This is a genomic window from Aliidiomarina celeris (assembly GCF_003316875.1).
Lineage (GTDB): Bacteria > Pseudomonadota > Gammaproteobacteria > Enterobacterales > Alteromonadaceae > Aliidiomarina > Aliidiomarina celeris.
Genome location: NZ_QMIL01000001.1, coordinates 779547 through 801860 on the forward strand (window position 1 = coordinate 779547; position 22314 = coordinate 801860).

The 22314-nt window shown below is 50.4% G+C and carries 21 protein-coding genes; 2 read left to right on the forward strand and 19 right to left on the reverse strand.

The window, feature by feature from the left end:
* Positions 1–795, forward strand: coding sequence for an imidazole glycerol phosphate synthase subunit HisF (gene hisF / locus DQW12_RS03675; protein WP_113906480.1), 795 nt, complete (start codon positions 1–3; stop codon positions 793–795).
* Between the two features lie 11 nt (positions 796–806).
* Positions 807–1424 (forward strand): bifunctional phosphoribosyl-AMP cyclohydrolase/phosphoribosyl-ATP diphosphatase HisIE, encoded by a 618-nt coding sequence (gene hisIE, locus DQW12_RS03680; RefSeq protein WP_113906481.1) that lies wholly within the window; start codon positions 807–809, stop codon positions 1422–1424.
* Here the strand turns inward: hisIE and DQW12_RS03685 are convergent.
* From DQW12_RS03685 to DQW12_RS03775, 19 genes are all read right to left on the reverse strand, one after another.
* Positions 1421–1936: a DUF6436 domain-containing protein gene (locus tag DQW12_RS03685; protein WP_113906482.1), complete on the reverse strand. Its 516-nt coding sequence runs from the start codon at positions 1934–1936 to the stop codon at positions 1421–1423. The genes hisIE and DQW12_RS03685 overlap by 4 nt on opposite strands.
* A gap of 6 nt (positions 1937–1942) precedes the next feature.
* Entirely contained in the window at positions 1943–3475 is a 1533-nt protein-coding gene (locus tag DQW12_RS03690; protein WP_113906483.1) for a methyl-accepting chemotaxis protein, read from the reverse strand.
* Positions 3476–3586: 111 nt separating this feature from the next.
* Complete coding sequence (locus tag DQW12_RS03695) at positions 3587–4942, reverse strand: MATE family efflux transporter (protein WP_113906484.1); 1356 nt, start codon at positions 4940–4942, stop codon at positions 3587–3589.
* On the reverse strand, positions 4939–5682 hold the full coding sequence (locus DQW12_RS03700) for an alpha/beta fold hydrolase (protein ID WP_113906485.1): 744 nt from the start codon (positions 5680–5682) through the stop codon (positions 4939–4941). The genes DQW12_RS03695 and DQW12_RS03700 overlap by 4 nt, the downstream gene beginning before the upstream one ends.
* Before the next feature lie 25 nt (positions 5683–5707).
* Positions 5708–6109, reverse strand: coding sequence for an MAPEG family protein (locus tag DQW12_RS03705; RefSeq protein ID WP_113906486.1), 402 nt, complete (start codon positions 6107–6109; stop codon positions 5708–5710).
* Positions 6110–6139: 30 nt separating this feature from the next.
* Positions 6140–6784, reverse strand: a complete 645-nt coding sequence (gene adk, locus DQW12_RS03710) for an adenylate kinase (RefSeq protein ID WP_113906487.1) — start codon at positions 6782–6784, stop codon at positions 6140–6142.
* A 356-nt stretch (positions 6785–7140) separates the two neighbouring features.
* Entirely contained in the window at positions 7141–9060 is a 1920-nt protein-coding gene (gene htpG / locus DQW12_RS03715) for a molecular chaperone HtpG (protein ID WP_113906488.1), read from the reverse strand.
* A gap of 86 nt (positions 9061–9146) precedes the next feature.
* A complete protein-coding gene (gene recR / locus DQW12_RS03720) occupies positions 9147–9752 on the reverse strand; it encodes a recombination mediator RecR (protein WP_113906489.1) in 606 nt (201 codons plus the stop codon).
* Positions 9753–9767: 15 nt separating this feature from the next.
* Positions 9768–10100 (reverse strand): YbaB/EbfC family nucleoid-associated protein, encoded by a 333-nt coding sequence (locus DQW12_RS03725; protein ID WP_113906490.1) that lies wholly within the window; start codon positions 10098–10100, stop codon positions 9768–9770.
* Between the two features lie 58 nt (positions 10101–10158).
* Positions 10159–12462: a DNA polymerase III subunit gamma/tau gene (dnaX, locus tag DQW12_RS03730; protein ID WP_113906491.1), complete on the reverse strand. Its 2304-nt coding sequence runs from the start codon at positions 12460–12462 to the stop codon at positions 10159–10161.
* Positions 12463–12545: 83 nt separating this feature from the next.
* Positions 12546–13100: an adenine phosphoribosyltransferase gene (locus tag DQW12_RS03735; RefSeq protein ID WP_113906492.1), complete on the reverse strand. Its 555-nt coding sequence runs from the start codon at positions 13098–13100 to the stop codon at positions 12546–12548.
* A complete protein-coding gene (locus DQW12_RS03740) occupies positions 13100–13474 on the reverse strand; it encodes a response regulator (protein ID WP_113906493.1) in 375 nt (124 codons plus the stop codon). Before DQW12_RS03740 ends, DQW12_RS03735 begins: the two co-directional genes overlap by 1 nt.
* A 410-nt stretch (positions 13475–13884) precedes the next feature.
* Positions 13885–15210, reverse strand: coding sequence for a tetratricopeptide repeat protein (locus DQW12_RS03745; RefSeq protein WP_113906494.1), 1326 nt, complete (start codon positions 15208–15210; stop codon positions 13885–13887).
* A gap of 3 nt (positions 15211–15213) precedes the next feature.
* Positions 15214–15825 (reverse strand): TonB family protein, encoded by a 612-nt coding sequence (locus tag DQW12_RS03750; protein ID WP_113906495.1) that lies wholly within the window; start codon positions 15823–15825, stop codon positions 15214–15216.
* Positions 15826–15827: 2 nt separating this feature from the next.
* Positions 15828–16229, reverse strand: a complete 402-nt coding sequence (locus tag DQW12_RS03755; RefSeq protein ID WP_113906496.1) for an ExbD/TolR family protein — start codon at positions 16227–16229, stop codon at positions 15828–15830.
* 12 nt (positions 16230–16241) lie between these two features.
* Positions 16242–16769, reverse strand: a complete 528-nt coding sequence (locus DQW12_RS03760; protein ID WP_113906497.1) for a MotA/TolQ/ExbB proton channel family protein — start codon at positions 16767–16769, stop codon at positions 16242–16244.
* A gap of 3 nt (positions 16770–16772) precedes the next feature.
* The gene (locus DQW12_RS03765; protein WP_113906498.1) at positions 16773–18161 is read right to left on the reverse strand and encodes a MotA/TolQ/ExbB proton channel family protein; all 1389 of its coding nucleotides are present in this window, start codon (positions 18159–18161) and stop codon (positions 16773–16775) included.
* Complete coding sequence (locus DQW12_RS03770; RefSeq protein WP_113906499.1) at positions 18158–18946, reverse strand: DUF3450 domain-containing protein; 789 nt, start codon at positions 18944–18946, stop codon at positions 18158–18160. The genes DQW12_RS03765 and DQW12_RS03770 overlap by 4 nt, the downstream gene beginning before the upstream one ends.
* Before the next feature lie 361 nt (positions 18947–19307).
* Complete coding sequence (locus tag DQW12_RS03775) at positions 19308–22097, reverse strand: TonB-dependent receptor (protein WP_113906500.1); 2790 nt, start codon at positions 22095–22097, stop codon at positions 19308–19310.
* Positions 22098–22314 lie beyond the last annotated feature (217 nt).

The following is a 22314-nucleotide window of genomic DNA, read 5'->3' on the forward strand; positions in this document are numbered from 1 at the left end:
ATGTTAGCAAAACGCATTATTCCCTGTCTCGACGTACGCGACGGGCAAGTGGTCAAAGGCGTGCAATTCCGTAACCATGAAATTATTGGCGACATCGTACCCCTTGCCAAGCGCTACGCCGAAGCCGGCGCCGATGAATTGGTGTTCTACGACATTACGGCAAGTGCCGATAACCGCGTGGTCGACAAGTCTTGGGTGAGCCGCGTGGCAGAAGTGATTGATATTCCCTTTGCTGTAGCAGGTGGCATTCAAAGCGTGGCGCAAGCGCGCGAAATTCTTGCCATGGGTGCCGATAAGATTTCCATTAATTCACCTGCGCTGCGCGATCCTAACTTGGTTGATGCCTTAGTCGACGCCTTTGGCCAACAATGTGTGGTGATTGGCGTTGACAGCCACTTTAATGAGAAAACCGGTCATTATGAAGTTTATCAATTTACCGGCGATGAAAGCCGCACACAGAAAACCAATTGGCAAACCCAAGATTGGATAGAAACCGTTATTCAACGCGGAGCCGGCGAGATCGTTTTAAACTGCATGAATCAAGACGGTGTTCGCCAAGGCTATGACATTGCCCAACTCAGTGCGATTCGTGCCGTATGCCCAGTACCCCTGATTGCCTCGGGCGGCGCCGGCGCCATTGAGCACTTCACGAGCGTATTTAAGCGTGCCAATGTAGACGGCGCGCTCGCCGCGTCTGTGTTTCATAAAGGCATTATTGCAATGGATGAACTGAAAGACACACTGCGCGCTGAAGGCATATCCATTCGCCCAGCGGTAGCGCGTTCCGTTTCCTAAGGAGTTTTACCATGTTAACCGCAACCCAACTCAGCGCCTTGGCGTGGGAAAAAATGAACGGTCTGCTGCCTTGCACAGTGCAAGACGCGCTCACCGGTAAGGTGTTAATGCTCGGCTACATGAATAAAGCCGCCGCAGAGCACAGCGTGAATTCAGGCTTGGTTACCTTTTATAGCCGCAGCAAAGAAAGGCTTTGGACCAAAGGCGAAAGCTCGGGGCACACGTTAACGCTGGTTGAGTTAAGCGCCGATTGCGATCAAGACGCACTATTGGCTCTCGCGATTCCAAATGGCCCCACTTGCCATTTAGGCACCGAGTCGTGCTGGCAAACCGAGAACGACCCAGCAAGTTACGAACTCGGCTTCTTGCAGCGCACTATTTTACAGCGTGCAGCAGAGCCTGCAACAGCAAGTTACACGGCCAAGTTACTCGCCGACGGTGTACGCCGCTGTGCGCAAAAAGTAGGAGAGGAAGGGGTTGAAGTGGCATTAGCCGCGGTAGCCCAAGACGACCAAGCGCTATTGAATGAAAGCGCCGACTTGCTTTACCACCTGTTGGTCGTGCTGGCTGCCCGCGACTTGTCGTTAGCCGACGTTACTGCGGTACTTAAAGCGCGACGCAAGCCTTAAGTTATACACCGGCAGGCTTTAATGTTGCCATTAAACCACGCGCCTGCCGGTTCTATCGTTTCGTTCAATAAGCTCGGCAACACGCTATTGTCGACCGAACACAAAGGGCCACTGGCGTAAGGCCCTGCGTACTGCAAGTGCGCTTCGGCTTTCACAGACTTAGTGTCGAATAACACCACCATCGGTGTGGCAGGAACCACAAGCCCAGCCTGTTCGGCCTCAGCCACAGTCATAAACACGTGGATCAGTTGGCCCGCGAAGTCCGTATCAAAGGTTTCAATATGGGCGTCGGCAAGCCGATTACAACGGCAGCCCTCGGCGCGAATGTGAACGAGCAGCCACTGCTTTTGCGGCGCATGAGTGAGCGTGCTAACGGGCAAGGTCACTGGCATCGTATTGCCGAGCCATGTGTTGTCTTGGTCAAAATAGCCATAACTGCTGAATCCCCACACGAAAAGCGCGACCGAGGTGCCCACTAACCAGAGGGCAAACACCAGCCCCGACTTTTTCATGGCAGCCTACTCGTAAACAAAGCGCTTCGCTTCCTGATTCAAATGATCGGTAATGTCATTCACCTGGTGTGCGGTTCTCAACAATGCCTGCGCCTGCGCTTCATGCTCTTCAGAAAGGCTGTTGAGGTATTGCGTGCTTTCCGTTACCTCAACACTTGCTGCACTTTGCTGTTGTAACGCGTTGGTAATTTCTTGAATGGCTTGGCCAAGCTGCTGCGACTGCGTTGCAATGTCGCTCAACCAGCGGTCGCTTTGCTCTGAATACTCTTGCGTTTCGCTAATTTGCTCTAAACAACGGGTTACCGCCTGCACCGACTCCACACTGGTTTGCGTTAAGCGTTCAATGCTTTTTTCAATTTGATCGGTAGAGCCTTGGGTTTTACTGGCTAAGCTACGAACTTCGTCGGCAACAACTGCAAAGCCGCGCCCCGCTTCACCCGCACGCGCTGCTTCAATAGCCGCATTCAAGGCCAATAAGTTGGTTTGGTCAGCAAGCGCGTCAATAACTTGCAGCACCGAGCGAATTTCTTTCGCCGAATCGGCCATACCTTCCACTTTGTGGCGCGAGGTTTCAAGCTCTTGCGCCAAGGCTTCTACCGAGCCTCGAGTTTTGCTCACCGACCCCTTGCCCTGATTCGCAGCTTTTTCAGCTGCAAGCGCAACCTCCAATACCGCCAAAGATCGCTGTTCGGTATTGGCGATGCTTTGCGTCATTTCTTCACTCGCAGCGGCAATTCGGCCTACTTCTTTTTGCTGTTGCAACATGCCACTGCCAAGTTTTTCACCCTCTGTGAGCAGGTGATCAGCCGCATCGCCATTCTCGTTGGCCGAGTTAGCGACCCGGCCAATGCTCTCGTTGAGTGTCGCAAGCACCTGATTAAAACGTTTTAACAATCGCGAGCCCTGCTCCGGCACACGCTCAGTTAACAGAATAGAGCCGTCGGCTTGCACGAGGCGTTCGGTAATGTCGAAGAAGGCTTGGCTCACCTGCGCTTCACGGAAGCTTGCCCGACAAATCACCACCAACACTGCCGCTTCAATCACCACATAAATGGCATGAATCAACACAATAGAAAGGCGCGCGTTTTCCGCCGGCACCAAGTACACCGGCGCGCCATTGGATTGTAAATACATAAACAATAAATGATGCACGGCAATAGTGGCTGCAGCCACCACAATCACCAGCCAGTCGCGAAACGCAATTAAAATAGCCAGCAACACAAAAATACCGAAATGGACCTCGGTGAACCCCATACTCTGATGAATATGCAGCGCAGCAAACAACATAAAGCTTACGCCATAAGCAATGCGGGCAAGGCTTTGATCACCTAAAGTACGGTGTAGCCAAAAAGGCACCAAAAACGATGGCACACCAACAATAATGGCCAGCCACCAGGTATTGGCCATAAAAGCCAAGCCAAAGGCAACCAACAACAACAAAAGGTTGATTAAATTACCAATGCGAAAGGCTGTATGGCGAAATGCATAGCCTTTTCCTGAACGATCTGAAGAACGGTGTGCGGTTGCGGCCAACGTCATAGAGTTACTCCGAGCCTAATAATAGAGATATAACGTTTGTTAATACGTTCACACGCGCATTTGGTTCACTACGTCGCGAACAAATGGCGCACGCATAAGTATAGCGTGAAATTATCTCGCGCTCGCCAAGGTTCGCGCATGTACGCGAAAGAGTCGCCGAGTGAGCAGTAAGGCTGCAACACTAAGCCCAACAATAAACCCAATCCAGAAGCCCGCCGCACCCATTGCAGGCACCACCCAGTCGGTTAAGGCTAGTATGCAGCCGACGGTCAAACCGAATGGCCAGTAAGCAATAAAGGTCACCACCATAGAAGCACGGGTGTCTTTATAGCCGCGCAGTGCACCAATGGAAATGGCTTGAAAAGTGTCCGACAAGGTAAAAATAGCAGCAAGCCCCATTAACGTACCCGCTAAGGCAATAATTTCTGGGTTGTCGGTGTAAAACCCAGCCAGCCAGCGCCCGCCTAACCACATAATCAAACCATTCACAGTGGCAAAACTCACCCCCATTAACAACGCTACTTTATAAGCGTTTAAAGCCTCATCTATATGCTTGCTGCCCAGTGCAAAGCCCACCCGTAAGGTAACGGCCATGCTTAAACTCATAGGGAACATGTAAACGAGGGAGGTGATATTGAGCGAAATTTGGTGCCCAGACACCACCACAGGGCCAAGCGGAGCCAGCAAAATCGCTACCGCCGCAAACAGGCTGGTTTCGAAGAAAAGCGCCAGCGAAATAGGCATGCCCAAGCGAATAAAGTGCCAAATATCGTCCCACGCCGGTCCGTAAAAACGAGTAAAGGGCCCTCGCCCACGGTAGCGTTTCGCCAGTAGCATATAGGCCAGTAACGCGGCGGCCATAGCCCACAGCACAATTGCCGACGCCACACCGGCACCGGCACCACCAAGTGCAGGCATGCCCAATTTGCCGTAAATAAAAATGTAGTTGGTGGGAATGTTCACCAAAAGCCCAATAACACCAATCACTAACGACGGCATGGTATGGCTTAACCCTTCACAGAAATTACGCAATACAATGTACAGAACAAACGCGGGTAGGCCCCATAAAATATAGCCGAGGTAATCGAGCGTCATGGTGCGAAATGCGGGTTCCACGTCCATCAACGCGAGTACATTGGGCGCGAACGAAATGAGCCCGAAGGTCATCAGCGCACCTATTGCGCAGGTATAGAGAGATTGTTGCGCATGCCGCGCCATTTGGCTTTCGTCGCCCGCGCCATGGCAATGCGAAATAACCGGTGCCAACGCCATACCTAGGCCAAACACCAGCAAGGTGAGTGGAATCCAAAGTGCACTTCCCACCGCAACCGCAGCCAAATCAACAGCACCCACTCGCCCCGCCATCAGGGTGTCAACTACACCCATCAGCATTTGCGTTAACTGCGCAATAAGAATAGGTCCAGTTAACCGTGCAAGCTTTTTACTTTCAGGACGAAGGTGTTTCATAACGCCGCTTCAAGCGCTTTAAGGAGTACAGGTAGCACTAATCGTGGTTTGGTAATGGGTCCCATGTGCCCCGCATCGAGAGTTTGATGTACAACCTGCGGTAACTGCTCAGCAAGCAAAGCCGCCACCGTTCGGCTCGACAACGGCGACTGTTGACCACTAAAAAGATACACAGGTACATCCACCTTCTGGTAATCGGCCAAGGTTGCAGGGGTATCCAGTAAGGCATGAAAGTCGGCTGTAACTTTCGCTTGTTGTTCAATCATAAGCGCCTGCGCAGCAGTGGGTAGTGCCTGAAAATAACCAGGGCTATTCCAGTAGTCGACAAAATGAGCACAGGCTTCAGCACTATTCATTTGCTCCATCGCTTCTGCGACCGCCACAATCTCTGTACGCGCAGGGTGGAGCTCGGGCAAAACGTGAAAGGCAACGGGCTCGTACAACACCAGCGCCTTTACCGCCTTAGGAAAACAGCGCGCCCAATAAAGCGCTAATGCGCCGCCGTAAGAATGGCCTACTAGAACATACGGGCCACGCTCGGGCTCTATATTTAAACGGCGAAGGTGAGCAAATTCATGCTCAAAACGAAAATCAGCGGCGTTGCCCTTAAATGCCTCAGAACCACCATACCCGATGAGATCGGGAGAACTGAACGGCGGCGACGACGGCGACAGTATTTTTGCCAATCCTCGCCATTGCCCACCATGACTTTGTGAACTATGTAACGCCACACACTGCATTTTACTTCTACTCAACGCAACCGTTTTAAGCCATGGTTAAGCCGAGCACAAAACCAAGCAAGTAGGCTGCTTGCACAATCAACACAGCAAAGGTGCCGAGCACGCCAATGGTGCGATACAGGCTGGTACCAATCGAGCGGGTTAAGCCAATTGCATGGCAAACCCGCGCCACAAACAACAACCCGCCCAAGCCATAAAGTAGGCCTGCGCCGGCGTTCGCCAGCTCCATAAGCGCCAACAGAATCAAAGCCAGAGGCACATATTCAACAAAGTTACCGTGCACGCGCACGGCAACTTCAAGGGCTTTGCTCTCACCAATACCGAGCCCAACGCGCTCTTGCCAGCGAATGCGGATAATGCGAATCGACAATACTAAGAGCAACAGCGTCAAGAGCGCTGCATACAGACTGGTAACCGGTAAAAACATAAGCGTGTCCTCTGTTGTGGGTGCTAAAGGTTAACCCAGCAATGCTTTTAATTCGGTATGAATTGCATCTACTTTTTGGGTGCCGTCTACTTTGTGATAGTGCACAATACCTTGTGCCGCGAGATTCCGGTAATAGTCAACGAGTGGCTCGGTTTGCTCGTGATAAATCGCCAAGCGCTTGCGCACCGTTTCTTCTTTATCGTCTTCGCGAATTACCAAGCTTTCGCCAGTTACGTCGTCTTTACCCTCTTCTTTCGGTGGGTTGTGCTCAACATGATAGACACGGCCTGAACCGGGGTGTACACGACGGCCCGCCATACGGCCGACAATCACGTCGTCTGCCACGGCAAACTCCAACACGTGGTCTATTTCAATACCAGCCGCCTGCATGGCGTCTGCTTGTGGAATAGTGCGAGGAAAACCGTCCAGCAAAAAACCATTCTCGCAGTCGCTTTGGGTAATACGCTCTTGCACCAAACCAATCATAATGTCGTCGGAAACAAGCTGGCCAGCGTCCATCACCGCTTTCGCTTGTAAACCCAGTTCAGTGCCCGCTTTAATCGCCGCCCGGAGCATATCGCCGGTGGAAATTTGCGGAATATTATAGGTATTCATAATGAATTGGGCTTGCGTGCCCTTGCCTGCGCCTGGCGCACCCAGCAGGATAATGCGCATGGTTCTTCCCCTAGAAGTTATAAAATGAATGCGAAACTTAAGACTACGCAACTTTAACCGATAGCCCGCCTTGAGGCAACGACATACCACCCTCGACCTTGGTCGAACCACCAACCATGGGGTCAGATAACGATACAACGCCCCATCCTCAATAAAACCGCAGCCCGCAAGCAATGGGGTCAGAGTACATTTTACAAGTCACTCCGAAAAATGAAGATAACCCTATGATTAAACTGACATTACCGTTTTATCTGACCCCAGTTTGATGTGTTCTGACCCCCTGGTTGGGGTTACAGGTTATGCTCGGGGTTGCACAAAAAACCCGGCGCGAGGCCGGGTTTTGAGCTGCTCGCTGGTTAGGCGAGTTTGAGCATAAGTTCATTCAAACGCTTCACAAAGCTGCCTGGGTCTTTCAAACTGCCACGCTCGGCTAAGGTTGCTTGGTCAAGCAGCACATGCGCCCATTCCGAGAACCGTGCTTCGTCTTGCTCATTGGCAATTCGGGTTACCAATGGGTGATCAGGGTTGAGTTCGAAAATGTATTTAGTTTCTGGCACCTTCTGCCCCGCCGCTTCCATGAGTTTTGCCATTTGCGTACTCATGTCATTGTCGTCGGTTACAATACAAGCCGGCGAGTCGGTTAACCGGTGGGTTACCCGCACCTTTTTCACTTTGTCGCCGAGCGCTGTTGTGAAGCGCTCTACCACAGGCTTGAGTTTTTCTTCACTGGCTTCTTGCTCTTGTTTCGCGTCGTCATCGTCAAGCGCGCCAAGGTCTAAATCACCCCGCGTAACCGACTGGAATGCCTTTTCTTTGAATTCCGTTAAGTGGCTCATTAACCACTCATCAATGCGGTCAGACAACAGCAACACTTCCACGCCTTTTTTGCGGAAAATTTCCAACGCAGGGTTATTGCGCGCCGCTTCATAACTGTCGGCAACAATGTAATAGATCTTTTCTTGGCCTTCTTTCATGCGACCCAAGTAGTCGTCGAGCGACACCCGCTGCGAGGCACTGTCTTCATGGGTTGACGCAAAGCGCAGCAACTCGGCTACCTTTTCTACGTTAGCAGGATCGTCGGCCGGGCCTTCTTTTAACACATTGCCAAATGCGTCCCAAAACTCGCCGTAGGCTTCGGCGTCGTCGCGAGCAAACTTACTGAGCATACTCAGCACTTTCTTGGCGCTGGCCGAACGCATGGCGCGGGTTACTTTGTTGTCTTGCAAGATTTCACGCGACACGTTCAACGGCAAATCATTCGAATCAATCAAGCCACGCACAAAGCGCAAGTACGTTGGCATGAACTGCTCTGCATCATCCATAATAAACACGCGCTGCACATAAAGCTTAATGCCTTTTTGCGCGTCGCGGTTCCACAAGTCCCAAGGGGCTCGTTTCGGTATGTAGAGCAGGCTGGTATATTCGTGCTTGCCTTCTACCTTGTTATGGCTCCACAGCAACGGGTCTTCAAAATCGTGGGCAAGTGACTTATAGAACTCTTTGTACTCGTCTTCGCTTACATCAGATTTGTCACGTAACCATAGGGCTTTACCGGCGTTCACGGTTTCCCACTCGCCCGCAGTTGCCGCAATCTTCTCTCCGTCTTCGCCTTCACGCTCCGGCGTCCCTTCTTTCCAGGTTTGTACCGGCATGCTCAAGTGGTCTGAATAGATGGTAATAATCTGGCGTAATTTCCAGCTGTCGAGGAATTCGTCAGCGTCGTCGCGTAAATGCAGAATAATATCGGTACCACGGGCCTGCTTTTCTACATTGGCAATGGTGAACTCACCGTCGCCCGCAGACTGCCATTCCACACCTTGGTCGGCCGCGACACCCGCCGCACGCGTACGCACCGTTACCCGATCTGCAACAATAAAGGCCGAGTAAAAGCCCACACCAAACTGGCCAATGAGCTGGGAATCTTTTGCTTGGTCACCGGAAAGTTGGCTAAAGAACTCCTTGGTGCCTGATTTAGCAATAGTACCTAGGTTGCTCATCACTTCATCTTTGGTCATACCAATACCGTTGTCGCTCACGGTAATGGTTTTGGCGTCTTTGTTTACGCTTACACGCACAAATAAGTCCGCGTCACCTTCAAATAAGCTGTTGTCTTGCAATGCCTTGAAGCGCAACTTATCGGCTGCGTCGGACGCATTGGAAATCAGTTCGCGAAGGAATATCTCTTTGTTCGAATACAAAGAATGGATCATCAGGTTCAACAGCTGTTTTACTTCTGTTTGAAACCCGTGTTTTTCTGCTTGATGTGTCTCAGCCATGGCTGAATCTCTCCTGATTAAAAGCAAGGTTGATCAACAATGCTTTTATAGGTGGGGCTTTAGCCAATGAAATTCAACCCAAAAACTTACGAAAAGTGCTTACGCCCTTGGAATGCATGCCCTAAGGTTCGATGGTCAACGTATTCAAGCTCTCCGCCTACTGGCACGCCATGCGCAATACGGGTGGTCGGAATAGCGTACTTCGCGGCAGTTTCGGCAATAAAGTGCGCTGTGGCTTCGCCCTCAACGGTTGGGTTGGTGGCCAGAATCACCTCTTTGGTATGGCCTTTTTGTAATTGTTGTTCAAGCAGGTCCAAACCGATGTCTTTAGGACCAATGCCGTCGAGCGGCGACAAGTGCCCCATCAGTACGAAATACTGGCCGCTAAACTCACCGGTTTGTTCCACGGCGAGCACGTCCGCGGGCGACTCAACAACACAAAGCACACCATTTTCTGCACGCTGCGGGTCATCACAAATGGAGCATAAGTCGCCCTCGGTAAGGGTGCGGCACTGCTGACAGCGCCCCACCACCTCAAGTGCATGTTGAATGGCTTCAGCGAGCCTCTGCGCACCACCACGTTGACGTTCCAATAATTGAAACGCCATGCGCTGCGCGGTTTTTTGCCCTACCCCGGGTAATACTTTAAGGGCTTGAATAAGTGCCGCAATTGCAGGGCTAAAGCCAGCCATACAGAACCCTTTATGTTAAAAAGGAAGTTTAAAGCCAGGCGGTAAACCCATACCACCCGCAACCGCACCCATTTTCTCTTTCGAGGTTTCTTCAACTCGGCGTACCGCGTCGTTGGTTGCTGCGGCAATTAGATCTTCAAGCATTTCACGATCGTCTTCATCACCAAATAGGCTTGGGTCAATTTCCACCCGCTTCACGTTATGGTTACCGTACATGGTTACCTTTACCATACCGGCACCGGCTTCACCCGTAACTTCCGCTTTCGCTATTTCTTCTTGCACTTGCTGCATACGCTCTTGCATTTGCTGCGCTTGCTTGAGCATATTGCCCATTCCGCCTTTAAACATAACAACTCTCTCTGGTTAAAATGGCACATTAATAGATACGCGACGCATGATATCAGCCTCAATCGCGCGGTTGAATACTTCCCTGAACCCAGTCTAGGGCCAAGGTGTCTTGCAAATACTGAATTGCGCTATGGCTCTGCACCCGCTCTTCCGCGCGCTGCTGGCGATACTGATCAATCCGTTGTTGAATTAAAAATGGTGTTTGTTGAGGCCTACCAAATTCAATGCTGAGTGGGCTATTACCCACTAAATGCTGCAATTCCGCACGCAAATGCTGCTCACTTTGCGGCGAAAACAATGCCTGCTGCTGCTCGCTAATAACCAACGTATAACCGCCACCTTGTTGCTTTAACTGGGAATGCAGCAACAACTGGCGGGCAAGGCCCTGCACGCCTAATCCTTCAATGGAGGCACTCCACGCGTCTATGTCAGCGGCGCTGCGCACACTGTCGTTAATCTTTGCAGCAAAATTTTCATTCGCTGCTGCACGCGTTGGGGCGGACTCTATTGGGTTTTGCTGGGCCTCCTTTACCGGAGTTTCTGCTTCCTCTCCTCGCTCCGGCCCACGGCCCGACACCTGAGTGACCGGCTCAGGTGTCGGTTCAGCCTTTGGGTAGCGATACTCCACATTACTTGGCTCGTGCATTTGCGCGGTGCCAAGATTTTCAGTACCTGCCGGCGCACTGTGCCTGTGTTGCACAGCTTTAAGGTTCTGCACCGCGTTAACGGGTCCGCTTGCAGGTTCACGGGGTTCTGTAAGCATGTCGCGAGTAGCGAGCAATGCTTGCAGTGGATCTTCATTTACTACGCTTGCCTGTCGCATTTGCTCAGCCTGTTGCTGAATATGCGCCTGCTCTGCATGCAACTGCGCTTCGCTTTCCTCCTGAGCTACGCTTAGCACCTGAGCGGCGTTCTCCGCCGCGCTTCCTTCACCCCGGCCCTGCAGGCTTTGGCTGTGTTGAAAAGCGTTGTCTTGGTGTGAATCGGGTTGTTCAACGCTCGGCTGCTCGGCACGTGGCTGGCCCAGACTTGGTTGCCCTGAGCCCAATTGCTCGGTGTTGAGCTGCGCTGTGCTTATTTGGCGCGAACCTAGCTGCTCCATACTAGGCAGGGCTTCACTTGGGTGGCTTGGGCTAGGCTGGTTTGAGCTTGGCTGCGCAGTGCTGAGGTGTTCCGCGCTGGAAGCGGCCGCAATAGGCTGCTCGGGAGCACCGCTCACAATGGGTTCTTGACCACTATTCGCTGGGGCAACACTCGGCGTACCAGCACCACTGCCAGCAGGGCGAAAGGTAAGCAAACGCAGCAAAGTCATTTCTACCGCGGTAAAGGCGTCTGTGGCCAACGGAAGCTCCTTTCGGCCTTCCAGCACCATGCGGTACCACACTTGAATTTGCTCCGGCCGAAGTTGTTCTGCCAATTGCTTCATGGCCTCGCGATGACTAACCAACCCCGAGTCGAGGTATTCCGGCGCCAACTGTAACAACGCGAGCTGATGCAACATATTCTGCAGTTCGCCAAGTACGTCACTAATGTCGGTCATGCGGTCAGGCAATGCGCGCAAATGGTTCAGTGTTTGCTGGGTGTTCCCTTGGGCAAGAAAGCCAAGCAACGCAATATTGTCTCGTGGATCAAGGCTACCGAGCATTCGCGCAACGGTCTCCTCGCGCACTTCGTTGTTCCCTTGGGCAATCGCCTGATCAGTCAAGCTCAGCGCATCGCGCATACTACCCCGCGCGGCACGTGCAATGAGGTCGAGTGCGCCTTGATCAAAGGGCATTTCCTCCGCGCTTAATACTTTGTGTAACTGGCCGCTGATTTCTTCGCGCGTTAAAGCCCGCAAATTAAACTGCAAACAGCGCGACAAAACGGTAACCGGCAGCTTGTCGGGGTCGGTCGTTGCGAGTAGAAATATAGCATGAGGTGGCGGCTCTTCTAAGGTTTTCAACAAGGCGTTGAAACTGTGCCGAGAGAGCATGTGAACTTCGTCAATAAGGTAAACTTTGTAACGACCCGACGTTGGCCGATATTGCACATTTTCGAGAATCTCGCGGGTGTCTTCTACTTTGGTCCGCGAGGCTGCATCAATCTCGAGTAAGTCGACAAACCGCCCTTCATCGATTTGTTTACACGCGTCACAAACACCACAGGGTTCAGCGCTAATGCCTTCTAAACAATTTAAGCTGCGAGACAGAATACGGGCAATAGTGGTTTTCCCAACACCACGGGTGCCGGACAATAGATAGGCATGGTGCAACCGTTGGTGACGAAGCGCATTCGATAGTGCTGACAGCACATGCTGTTGGCCTACCACATCGGCAAAGGTTCGAGGGCGCCACTGACGGGCTAAAACCTGGTAACTCATGTTCACTCCCTTGGCGTTCCGTGCTGGCCGCACAAAGCATGCGGCCGCTGAACGCGGTAAATCAGAGTGCTATCCTACTGCAGTTAATCGTAGGCGACAATGGCGTAACTGTTTACGCCTTTTTCTGCCAGCTTTTTGCGGCCGGGTAAATACAACAGCTCAGCAACAAAAGCCGCCTCCACAATAGTGGCCGGGGTCTTTTGTATCAAATCAATCGCCGCACCAATGGTACCGCCGGTGGCGAGCATATCGTCCATCACCACGACACGATCGCGCTTGCCTAAGCCGTCTTTATGCAGCTCAAGTTGGTCTGTGCCATATTCAAGTTGATACTGCTCCGTGTACACTTCACGGGGTAATTTACCCGGCTTCCGAATAAGTGTGAGCCCAACGCCAAGGCGGTCCGCTAGCGCCGCAGAAAAAATAAACCCGCGCGCTTCAACAGCGACCACTTGCGTAAGCCCATAGTTTTGGTAACGCTCATGAAACAGGTCAATACTATAACGAAGCGCTTTTGGGTCAGCCAACATGGTCGTGATGTCACGAAACACCACTCCATCGTGTGGGAAGTTGGCAACATTAGTTATTGCCCGTTCAATATAGTTACTGCGCAAGTCCGCGCACACATAATGAGTCATTAGGCTACGTCACGTTGTTGTAGATGGGTAAGAATATTTCGCAATACATCCTGCTCTAGGGGCTTGGCCAAAACTTGGTCGGCACCCACTCGTTGCGCACGGTCTTGCACAGACTGCAACTCGTCAGTAGTGAGCAACACTAAAGGCGTGTCTGCGTAATTATCCATCTCACGCAAATTTCGAATGAGCGTAAGGCCATCCATAAGCGGCATTTTATGGTCGGTTATTACCATACTAAATTGGTGCTTCCGAGCAAGATTCAACCCCCCTAAACCGTCATGAGCGACTTCAACCTGCTGTGCCATCGTCGACAGCATCTTGAGTAGCGCTTCGCGTGTACGAGGGTTGTCTTCAACCAGTAAAACCGACTGCATGTTGTTTCCCTTTCTCTTTCCAATGTCGAGTGAGGCTTACACTTGTTTATGTATATTCAACAGCGTAATCCTCAAGCAGGCTAACCTGCAAAAATCAAACTTAGGGTTCTTAGCAGTGGGCTTAGTAATGCCACCCCAACAAACACTGCGGCGCCCAATAACACAAATAGAGGACTTGTTTGATCCTTAAAATTTTCGTTCGCTGCCATAGTTAAGTACACCTTAATCTTAAAAGTAACAGAGTCTATACAGGCTCAACGAGAGACCATCTGTGGCCCCTGTGCAATCTTTCTTTGAATACCTATGTCGAATCGGCGTGGATCATATATGATCCCAACCCTTTTTAAAAGTTCAATAAAAAAACCCCGCGGTTTAAAACGCGGGGTTTTTAAGCCAATTTCACTTATTCGTTACAGGTTTACGCCACGGCGTTCCGCTGTTTGACGAATATACTCCATCCAACTTTCCGCGTTACGACGTGTTGCGTCATAACGTGTGGCATTACGCATTGCGTTAATTGCCGAACGGTATTGGTTCGAGTTGAAATACGCTTCTGCAAGCGACATATATAACCGACCCATCAAGTCATTATCGGTCGTGCCAATGTCGAGTGCAGCTTGGAATGAAGCCGCTGCGCGACGATATTCCTCAGCAAGTACATACGAATCACCTTGCGAGCGATAATAACCTAAGCGATCTTCATCGGTTTCCGCCAAAGCAATCGCTTTATTATACACGTCACCGGCACGCTCAAATTCACGTGCTGTGTAGAAGTTACGTGCAGTCGACGCCCAGTACTGTGGAGTTTCGTCGATATCGCCATTGTTCATGTGGCGTTCCATTACCTCAGCTGCATAGAATGGAATATTTTTATTCGCATACATTTGCACTAAATAACGGAAATCGGCCGACCGGTCCAAATACCCGGCGTCGTAAGCAATTGCCAAGGTTGAAAGCGACTTGTCGAGCTGCTCATTCAGTGCGTAGAAAGCACCAAGTTGGCTCCACCAGCGAATTTGAGTTGGGATCTCTTGGATTCCTTCTTCAAGTACCGCTATCGCATTCGGAATGTCTTCCTGTTCGAAATACGCACCGATCATCAACACATAAGGGTTGTGGTTTGGCGTTTCGTAGTTCTCTATGGCTTTACGTGCATGGGTAATTACTCTTGGAAAATCTTTCAATTCCATGTAGCCCACAGCCATGCGGAACAGAACGTCTGGTTCCCACACCCCTCTGAATTGCAGGTAGCGGCGGAATGCACTGATAGCGTCCTCATAACGCTCCGCTTGCAAATAGAGGTTACCCAATAATTGCAACGAAGACATTTGGTCACTGTAGCTCAGTACATCCTTCTCTACGGCGGCTTCAAGCAGGTCTGTCGCACGATCCATATCGGCTTCTTCTTCCGGCAACGACGCCCACATAGTACCTAAGAAGCGACCAATGTAGGCCTCTTCATATTCAGTACGTGGCGTTACCGACTCCAAGGTCGCAATGGCGTCGCGAATGAGCTCTTCTTCGTACTGCTCAAAGGCCGTGACAACGGCCCGACCTAAGCGCTCGCCTAAGGCGTACGAACGACGATTCTCACGCGCAGCTGCAACTTCTTCTTCGGTTGGAATAGTAAAACCAACGTCCGCAGAACCTTGCGCCATTGCTTGCATTGGAGCGCCAATGAATAAACCACCGATTAGAGCGACCGCAGCAACAAAAGTGCTATTAATTACTTTCATGCTTTAGCTCCCATCAATGTTAAAGTCGAGCTGAACAGTCATACCTTCTTGACGCTGCGCTACACCGTCTACAACCTTCGGAGCATACCGCCAGCGCATCAGCGCTTGGCGAGCTTCGCGGTCGAATACCCGGCGTGGCTCTGCATCAATGATCTCGATATCTTCCACACCACCTACTTCGTTAATGGTAAAGCGCAGGCGAACCCACCCTTGAATACCATCACGCGCAGCAGCTGGCGGATAACGCGGCTCTACACGCACCAAAGGTTGTGCATCACCGTCGCGGCCAAGACCCGTTTCCGGACCTGAAAGACCCACACCAGCGTCGCCTACATCAACTCCAAAGTCGAAGTTGTAGCCCACAGAATCGTCTGACGCGTCAGGCTCCTGTGGTGGCGTTTCTGGTGGCGCTTCAGGTGGCGGTGGAGGTGGAGGCGGCGTTCTGCGCCGCGTATCCACATCCTGGTCGGCCTGTGTTTGTACGATATCGATTGTGGCTGGAGCTTCAGGCGGCTCGTTCCGCGTCTCTCCTCCACTGATCAGGAATGCCATTAAGACAAACAGAGCGAAGGTGACTGCAGCGCCTAGTAATATTGATACTAATACGCGCACCATAATTAATCGTTCTCCGCTGCTATTGAAATTTGGGCAATGCCTGCTTCTTTAACTTGGTCCATAACTTTCACGACCACGCCATGACGAGCGCCTTCGTCGGCTTGAATGACCACCATATCGGTAGGTTGTTCAGCTAACAAACGCTCCAGGTTTGCCGCAACGCGCTCCACGTCTACCATCCGGCGGTCCATCCATACTTCGCCATTCTCACGAATCGCAATAAAGATGTTAGCCGAAGGCTTACTGGTCGCTTGTGACGCTTCAGGGCGATTCACATCGATACCTGCCTCTTTCACGAACGAAGTCGTTACGATAAAGAAGATCAGCATGATAAACACGATGTCGAGCATCGGTGTCATATCTAGCGTCGCTTCTTCTTCTTCGCGTAAACGTTTACGTGCCATAATTCTTCTCTCTTAATGATGCGGCAAGCTGTCGATAAGCTTCGATTTTTCGCGGTTAGAACGTTGCTCTAAACGCTGTACGAAGAACATACCGGACAACGCTGCCACCATTCCCGACATGGTCGGAATTGTCGCCATTGAAATACCACCGGCCATCAGACGAGGGTTACCTGTACCCTGTACCGACATAATTTCAAACACTGAAATCATCCCGGTAACCGTTCCCAAGAGCCCGATTAACGGGCAAATGGCAATGGTTGTCTTTAGCAGCAGCATGCGCGCTGATAATTTATCGGACGCTTCGGAAATCCATGCATCACGAATTCTATGTGCGTACCAGGAGGTGGTGTCTTCACGCTCGTTCCACTTCTTGATGATTGCATCCCGTTCCTTCGGAAATACACCAAGAATGTACCAGTAACGCTCTACCATCACGATCCACATGATGAGAAGTGCTACGGCTACGAGGTATAAAACGTCACCACCTGTGCCAATAAAATCCCTGACAGTTTCCCAAAGTCCCATCAGGTACAATTGCATGGCTTACTCTCCTTTCGCAGCTTTTGGAGCGCTCGCTTTTTCAGCGTGCTGAGCTACGATACCCGCAGCTTGCTCGTCCAAAATGTGCAAGATAGACTTGGCACGGCTCGCTACGATGCTGTGGATAATAATCAATGGTAATGCTGCGATTAGACCCAATGCAGTGGTTACAAGTGCCATCGAGATGTCACCCGCCATAATACGAGGGTCACCCGTACCGAATAGCGTAATCGATTGGAAGGTACCGATCATACCGATAACCGTACCCAATAGCCCCATCAATGGCGCAATCGCTGCAAGAATCTTAATAATGTTCACACCTGCGTCGATACGTGGAGTTTCACGTAAAATCGCTTCGTCGAGTTTAAGTTCAAGGTTCTCAACGTCAGTGTTTGGATTCTCATGATACACCTTCAAAATACGGCCCAACGGGTTATTGTTTGAAGGGTTGTTGGTGTTCTTCAGCTGCTTACGAATTGCTCCGCCAACCGCAGTCAGGGTCACAATTTTGTAGAGGGCAATCAAGAAACCAAGAATCAACAATGCAGTAATGGCATACCCTACGGTATCACCGTTGTGGTAGTGCTCAGCAAGTGTTGCTTTTTGCGTTAACAAGCTCAAGATCTGACCACGTGAAGGGTCAAGGAATACACCCGCATAACCTGAATTAGTCGCTTCGAACTTCTCAAGGTCGCTTAACACATAACCCGCCGGTTGACGCGCAATCGGTTGAATTTGATTTGTAGTATCGCTGTACAATAAGTATTCGCCGTCAGACACAAGGTTGAACGAACCAATACGAATTACGTCGCGAACTTCAGAGCCACCTTCAAGCAAGGTTACTTCAGACTGGAAGCGAGCAACTTTACCCGACTCAGTCATTTCAGTAAGCAACGCTAACCATAGTTCTTCAAGCTCAGAAATGTTTGGCAGCTCTGTTGCTTCCGCAAGGGTTTGCAACACTTCATGACGGCCTGGATACTGAGCACTTACAATCGAGGTAGAAATACGACCGATAGTGTCCGCAGCGGCACCACGAATTACACCAAAGATTTCACCTAAAGTACCGATCATGTTGTCCAGTTCGGTTTCTTTATTGGCTAAATCAATTTCGTTTTGAGCATATTGCTCTTGCAAGCGCTGGCTGCGTGCTTGTTCGTCGGCAAGTTGTTGCTGCGCACGGCGCAATAATGCCTGCTTGTCTGCACGCTCTTGGCGGAATTCCGCTTCACGCTGTTGGTCGATACGCTGTGCAGCTTGGCGGCTCTGTTGAACCTGTTGCAACAGCTCTTCTAGGGTTTTGGCTTCCTGCGCCGAGGCAGAAAACGCAGCACCAGCTACAAGGCTTAAGCCTGCAATGGCGCTTAGTACTGTTTTAGCTACTTGTCTCATTCTGCACTCTCCGCGGCAAATACTGGCAAGCGCACGATATCAAACGCAGTTTGACGACGTGACATACGAATGGCCTGCGTTAATGGGCTTAGGTAAACATCGTCAACCTGTGTCCATTCACGCGCGCCGTTGTCCCATAACCATGCACTACGGCCGTCAAGCGACTGCGCCATTAATACCACACGGCCCATGTGGAAATAGTCCACTGCAATTTCTTCGCCGTTCCAGCTGAGGTTACCACTATATGAATTCGGGCCAACACCGTAGTCCATTTCAATTTGATACGCTTCCATGATCAAACGGAACTTCTCTGAGTCAGTTACGTTTGAACGTGTCATTACGTCGCGTAAGCGTTCCACACGGCGATCGCGTGCTTCACTGTGAATTGGAATATCAAGCTCAACGAAATTGTCTAAGGAGTCAATCATTTTGTACATCAGAGGAACAACACCTTGACGTGTTTCTTCAATGCCGTCGATTTGACGTTGCAATGAAGCTAATGACGCGTTCTGGTCGTCTACTAACGTTTGAACATGGTCATTGTACACTTTGAGCGCCTCGTATTCGGCTACCACTGCGCGGTAGTCGGCGAGTAAATCACGGCTCTGATCGAACAGTGAATCAATACGCTCCTGCGAGGCTGCTTGATTACGATGAGTCTGAAGTTGTTCAGACTGCAGCTGCTGCAGGCTTGGGGTATTAGCTGCTGCTAAACCGCTTCCCGCAAGCGCCATCACACCTACCATAGCGGCGGCGATTTTGCTTCGTTTGATAACTGTGGTCATAGTTCCCAACCAATTTGACTTAACTTTTATCCCCAAAACATTTCACAGCTCTTTTGGCCTGTGTGTTAAGAGGTCCCAGTTGTGTGAGTGATGAAAAAAATTTTACACCAAATTTAGCTATTTTTTTGAAAATAGCATTGTCTGAATACTCCCACGATCCCGCCGAGGCTGTCAACCGAGCATTTAGCTCATCCGAGGAATTCAGTGGGTTAAAAATGAAAATGTCACGAATTCGAAACATCTTTACCAATTATTAACAGATTAAAACCGACGAATCACATTCGGTACAAAAGTCCATAAAAAAAGCCAGCACCGAGGTGCTGGCTTCGTATTTACGTTGTCCTAACTTCTAAGCGTTGGCTTAGAAACGTTGGGTGTAACGTACATACATAGTACGTCCCCAAGGATCGTAAAGGTATGTGTCAACTGTGTCTGAACCATAAGTTTGATAGTAGTTATCATACTTAGGATCTTCGTCAGTTAAGTTACGCACACCGAAGGTCACTGTCGCGTTCCAAGGAGCGTTGTAGTTAACCTGTAGGTTATGAATAATGTGTGCGTCGATCTCTTTACCTTGTAAACCTTCACTGTAGTCACCGAAGGTTAAGCCAGTATCCAGGCCTTCTTCAAGCGCTGGAGCACCCCAAGTGCTGTCAGTCAACCATAAGCGGTATACGTTAGACTCAGTGCTGTGGATGTAGCTAATGTTCCACGCCACGTTAAAGTCGCCGTATGCCCAGCTGTTGTTGATACCCGCACGAATGCGTGGGTAACCAGCACGGCCAGTAACGTTCACACCAGAGCTACCACTGTAGTTCTCAACATAAGAACCGGTAATAGAGGTGTTCAGTGTACCCATGCTGCCGAAATCGAAGTTCATGTTTGCTGAAACGTCGAAGCCGTCAGTGTTGGTTTTACCTAAGTTACCCGCACCTGTTTGTGCGTAAACAATACCACCAGTGTCTGGGTCAAGCTCAACACCTAAGCCAAGTGATTGATCTGGCGCATTGGTGATACTTCCTGATGGGAACTGAGTAATGCCTGGAGGACATACGTCGATTAATTCACGGAAACAGCCGATAACAGTACCGATACCGATAGAGCTGATCTGGTTAGTAATCTCGATGTTATAGTAATCGAAAGTTAAGTTTAACCAGTCAGTCGGTTGCCATGCAACACCTAAACCGTACTGAGTTGAGTTCTCAGAATCAAGGTTAGGGTTTGCGATGCTGTATGTACTAACCTGCACGCTACACGCTTCTTGGCCAACCATCATGATACAAGTTTCACGGTCAGACGTGAACGCTGCACTGAACGACGGCTGCTGAGTCAAAATGCTCAATGAAGGAGCACGGAAGCCCTTACCGTAGGTACCGCGAATAGTTAGGTTTTCTAGCGGCTGATAACGTACACCCACCATTGGTGAGAAGTCGCTACCGTAGTCGCTGTACTCATCGTAACGGCCGGCTACGCTGATTTCGAGGTCAGCAAGTACAGGCAACAATGCTTCAGCATAAACAGCTGTAACATCACGGTCGCCGGCAGCAGAGTTACCTGCAGAACCTACGATTTGGCCTGAAGAGCTCAGTGGATCGTAGTTATCTTGGTAATACTCTTCACGGTACTCAGCACCGAATGCTACCGCTGCGATACCACCAGGTAATTGGAACAAGTCCATGTCACCGCTGAAGTAGAACTCTTTTACGCTAGTTTTCATGTCACGTAAAATGGTTGCAGTAAAGCCAAGTGACTGAGGATCGCCATCAAACGGGTCATAAACATTGTATGCACCGCTTGTAATCGCTGCCTGCGCCAAACCACCCACTACGTAGTTATAGCCAAGGCTAACTGCACGTGCTTGTGAGTAACGGAAGCCCGCGTCTAGGTTAATGTTACCTACACGGCCTTCAACGCCCATTAACAAGTTATGGGTAGTTGTTTCGTCCAGTGAGTCACGGTTACCTAACGCCGCAAAGCGGTGGAACATGAACAGGTCAGTGTCTGCTAGATCTTGATAGTAGGGGTCATCCCACTCAGGGTTCAAACCACCGTTATCAGGATTTGTTGCAGGGTGGTTTGGAGAGCCTGCAGGCAATGAAATCGCGCCACCGGGGAATGGGCTTGAAGGTACTGGCGCATAACGACCTTTAGACTCAGACTTAGTTACGCTCGTGCTTGAGTATAACGTCCAGTCGTTGTTGATTTCATAGTCACCGTTAGAGAACACTGAGTAGTTGCGCACACTGGTCAAGTTTGCAGAAGTAGCAGCGTGGTCGAACTGACAGTTACGAGTCGCTTCGTTGAACCAGAACAAATCTGAATCATCGCCATTTGTACATAAACCAGGTACCGCAGTACCGTACTCAGGGTGTTGCAGACGGCTAGCCGCAGCAGTAGACGTGCTTAAGCTGAAGTTGTTCGAGAAAGTTGAACCCGCACGAGTTCTATACCAGTAGTCACGGTCACGAGTATATACAGTGTCGCGCCAGTTCATTGAAGCACCCGCTACGATACGGCCGCGCTCACCAGAGGCACCCATAATCAAGCTGAATTCTTCAGTATCACCGCCTTCAGCGTCTGGACGGCCGATGCCGTAAGTCGCTTGAACGCCTTCAAAGTCTTTACGCGTGATGATGTTTACAACACCACCTAATGCGTCAGAACCGTAGATTGCAGAAGCACCGGCAGAAAGTACTTCAATACGCTCTACTGCTGCTAATGGAATTGAGTTCAAATCTTGTGATCCACCGGTTTGTGGTGCAGTAGGTGCACGACGGCCGTCAACAAGAATAAGAGTACGGCCTTCACCCAAACCACGTAAGCTTACGCCAGAGAAACCAGCGAAAGAGCCACCTGAGCTTGACTGATATGAACCGAATGAGTTACCCGCTGTATCACGGATAAAGTCTGCAACTGAAATGTCACCACTTGCGTCGATGGTTGCACGGTCGAATACTACAACCGGTAACGCACCTTCCAAGTCGGCGCGGCTTAAGCGTGAACCAGTTACCTGGATACGCTCAACGCGTTCTTCTGCTGCTTCTTCGTCGCTCTGCTCTTGCGCCTGGGCTACGCCAGTCATTGCAGTCGCAGTTGCGCCAAACATTAGCGCTAAACGAATAGACTTAGCTAATTTTGAATTGATGTGCATGTAAGTTCTCCCTGGATCACTTATTGTGATTTTTAGGTTTATATAGCCTCTGGTTTTACCCTTCGGCGTAAGCTTCGATCAGCAAAAGCCAACCAATCGTTCTCGATACTAATCAAAAAAAAACATAGTGGCAACACTTGTAACGCACGGAATGTCATAAAATTGTGCATTATTTTCAAGTGGTCATTTTGTAGCCATAATGGGCTGTTGTTCTTAT